Annotated in this window: 3 protein-coding genes; 1 reads left to right on the top strand and 2 read right to left on the bottom strand. The window is 74.5% G+C overall.

The window, feature by feature from the left end; genetic code table 11:
* Positions 1-34 precede the first annotated feature (34 nt).
* Positions 35-1,018 (bottom strand): LacI family DNA-binding transcriptional regulator, encoded by a 984-nt coding sequence (locus tag IF43_RS0135270; RefSeq protein WP_078910687.1) that lies wholly within the window; start codon positions 1,016-1,018, stop codon positions 35-37.
* A 336-nt stretch (positions 1,019-1,354) separates the two neighbouring features.
* On the opposite strand from IF43_RS0135270, the gene IF43_RS0135265 reads away from it, so the two are divergent.
* Positions 1,355-2,398 (top strand): NUDIX domain-containing protein, encoded by a 1,044-nt coding sequence (locus IF43_RS0135265; RefSeq protein ID WP_030210937.1) that lies wholly within the window; start codon positions 1,355-1,357, stop codon positions 2,396-2,398.
* Between the two features lie 129 nt (positions 2,399-2,527).
* Here the strand turns inward: IF43_RS0135265 and IF43_RS0135260 are convergent, their stop codons facing one another.
* Positions 2,528-3,223 carry an MBL fold metallo-hydrolase gene (locus tag IF43_RS0135260; protein ID WP_030210935.1) on the bottom strand — a complete coding sequence of 232 codons (696 nt, stop codon included), beginning with the start codon at positions 3,221-3,223 and terminating at the stop codon, positions 2,528-2,530.
* Positions 3,224-3,443 lie beyond the last annotated feature (220 nt).

Below are 3,443 nucleotides of genomic sequence, written 5' to 3'. Positions count from 1 at the left end.
AGCCCCCCGAGACCCCCGACACCCCGCGCCCCCCTCACACCGGCGGCAACTCTCCCGACCCCCGTGCGATGAGCCGCGTCGGCAGCTCGACCCGCTCCGGCGCGAGCCGGGCCCCCGAGAGCCGCGCGAACAGGCGCTCGGTCGCCACCCGGCCCAGGGCGGCGGGGTCCTGGGCCACGACCGTGACGCCGGGCCGCAGGAGGTCCGCCAGTTCGAAGTCGTCGAAGCCGACCAGCGCCACCGGCCGGTCGAGCTCCGCGAGCACCCGGACGAGGGTCACGGTCACCCGGTTGTTCCCCGCGAACAGCGCGGTGACGGGCGCGTCGCCGGCCAGCATGTGCCGCGCCGCCCGGGTCACGGTGGCAGGGTCGGTGGCCCCCAGTGCCACCCACTCCGGCACCACCGGCAGGCCCGCGTCCGACATCGCCGCGCGGTAGCCCCGTACCCGCTCCTGGGCGGTGTGGATGCGCGGCTGGTCGCCGATGAAGCCGATCCGCCGGTGGCCGTGGGCGACCAGGTGCGCGACGCCTTCGCGGGCCCCGCCGAAGCTGTCGGAGAGCACCACGTCCGCCGCGATCCGGCCCGCCGGGCGGTCCACGAACACGGTCGCCACGCCGGCCCGCATCTCCGGCTCCAGGTAGCGGTGGTCGTCCCCGGCCGGGATCACGACGAGCCCGTCCACCCGCCGCGCGCACAGGGCCAGGGCCAGCTCGCGCTCCCGGTCCGGGTCCTTGGCGCTCGACCCGTTGATGAGGAGCGCGCCGTGCGCCCGCGCGACCTCCTCGACCGCCCGGTTCAACGGCCCGTAGAAGGGGTCGGCCAGGTCCTCCAGGACCAGTCCGACGGTGGCCGTGCGCCCCTTGCGCAGCACGCGCGCGCTGTCGTTGCGGCGGAAGCCGAGGTCGGTGATGGCGTTCTGGACCCGCTGCTCGGTCTCCGGGGTGACCCCCGGCTCGCCGTTGACCACGCGCGAGACCGTCTTCAGCCCCACGCCGGCCCGGGCCGCCACGTCCTTCATCGTCGGGCGCAGGCCGTAGCGGGCGGAACCGGAGGAGACGGTCACGGTCAGGGGCCTTTCGGGCGGACGGGGTGGGGAACGGGCCGGAGACCGGCAGGGGGGAAAGCGGGGAACGGGCTGGGAACGGGCTGGGAACGGGCTGGGCACCCGATGGGAAGCGGCAGGGAAGGGGCCTGGAACTACAGGGTAGGCCCGGTGCGTCGGTCATCGTGTGCCCGGGGTGGCATCGGGTGCCTCCGGCGCGGACCGAATGGCCGGTAACGGGGTTTCCGCCTCCGGGTGTTGCGGGCAAGCCACAGGGGGCCTCGGCCGAGGCCTCCGTCAGGAGGGGGACAAGTGATCGTCTGGATCAACGGCACGTTCAGCGCCGGGAAGACCAGCACCGCACGCGAGCTGACCGGCCTGATCCCGGACAGCGCCCTGTTCGACCCCGAGGTGGTCGGCGGCGTCCTCAAGTACCTCCTCCCGCCCAAGTACGTGGCGCAGGTGACGGACTACCAGGACCTGGCGATCTGGCGGCGGCTGGTCGTCGACGGGGCCACCGCGATGCTGGCCGAGCTCGGCGGCACCCTGGTCGTACCGATGACCCTGCTGCGCCAGGAGTACCGCGACGAGATCTTCGGCGGCCTGGCCGCCCGCCGTATCCCGGTGCGCCACATCGTGCTCACTCCTGATGAAACGATCCTGCGGGAGCGCATCGCGCACCGCGAGGAGCCGGGCGTCGCCGTCCCCGAGGTCGAGACGCGGGTCCGCCAGTGGGCGTACGACCGCATCCCCGCGTACCACGAGGCCCTGGACGGCTGGCTGCGCGCGGACGCCCACGCCGTCGACAACGGCCGGCTGACCCCGCGCGAGACCGCCGAGGCCATCGTCGAACTCCTGCGTTCCGGTGGCGTCCCGCCCTGCGACATCGTGCAGACCCCGGAGCCGACCCGGGAGACCGTGGCGTCCGGGGTGCTGCTGTTCGACGACGAGGACCGGGTGCTGCTCGTCGACCCCACCTACAAGCCGGGCTGGGAGTTCCCCGGCGGCGTGGTCGAGGCGGGCGAGGCCCCGGCCCGGGCCGGCATGCGGGAGGTGGCCGAGGAGGTCGGGGTGGAACTCGGCGCGGTGCCGCGGCTGCTGGTCGTTGACTGGGAGCCGCCCCGCCACCCCGCCTTCGGCGGACTGCGCTTCCTCTTCGACGGCGGGCGGCTGTCCGCCGAGCGGGTCCGGGACCTGCGGCTGCCCGGCGCGGAACTGCGCGGGTGGCGGTTCGTCACCGAGGAGGAAGCGGCCCGGCTACTGCCGCGGGTCCGGTTCGAGCGGCTGCGCTGGGCCCTGCGGGCCCGGGAGCGGGGGACCGTGCTCAATCTGGAGGCGGGGGCGCCGGTGGGGTGAGGTGGGGGGCTTAAGGGGCGGCTCGGGGGCGGCTCAGGGCAGGTTTGGGGGCGGCTCAAGGCTGGTTTGGGGGCTGGCTCGGGGGGCTTTCGGGCTTGGGTTCGGGTTCGGGTTGTTGTCCTCGTTCGGTCAGTGCTGCGCCGCCGCCTTGAGCGTCGCCGCCGTGTCACTGACCAGTGGGTCGCCGTGCCCGAAGCAGGCCACCTCCGGTTCCAGCGCGGCCAGCCGCCGGAAGGACTCCAGTGCCCGCCGCCGGTCGGTGTTGAACACCCCGAGCATCACCTGCTGGACCCCCGCCACGCAGTCGCCGGTGAACAGCACCCCGTGCCGCGGCAGGTGGACGGCGATGCTGCCGTCGGTGTGCCCGGGGGAGTGCACCGCGTACGCCCCGTCCCCGAAGCCGAGTTCCTCGCCGTCCACCACTTCTCGGTCGACCCGGGTCGGCGGCGCCTCGGGCACCGTCAGCCCGTGCGCGTACAGCGGGACCTCCCAGTCGAGCAGTACCGGCTCGGGCACCGGCGCGAGTCCCCGGATGACCGGGGCGTCCAGACCGTGTGCGATGACCTCGGCGCCGTAGCGGGCGGCGAGTTCCTCGGCCGCGCCGACGTGGTCGCGGTGGCAGTGCGTCAGGACGATGCGCCGCAGGGCCGCGGGGTCGAGGCCGAGGGAGCGTATGCCGGCCTCGATGTCCGGCCCGGAGGCGGCGTCGCCGGCGTCCACGAGCGTCAGCTCGGCCGCGTCGCCGGAGCCGTCCCGCCAGAGGTAGGCCTGGCCGATCCGGAAGCGGAGCAGGTGCAGCTGCGGGAGTATCTCGACAAGATCCATGCTGCGACCGTACGCAGGGAGTTGCGGGCGGGGCACGCGAATACGCCGGGCGCGGACTTCGCCCAGAGCGCAGTCGGGGTGTGGGGAACGGGGCCGGTGTCGGGGTGGGGTGGCTTCGGGGGGCCGTCCCGTGGTGTGTGGGTCCCCTCGGCGCTTGACAGGGGCGGCCTGCAGGCCCTGCGGCAGGCCCACCCCAGGGGCTTTGGGGCTTCGCCCTGGC

The organism is Streptomyces sp. NRRL S-87 (assembly GCF_000719335.1).
GTDB lineage: Bacteria > Actinomycetota > Actinomycetes > Streptomycetales > Streptomycetaceae > Streptomyces.
The sequence above is the reverse complement of the archived record's forward strand: the minus strand, read 5'-3'. Positions and strand labels throughout refer to the sequence as shown.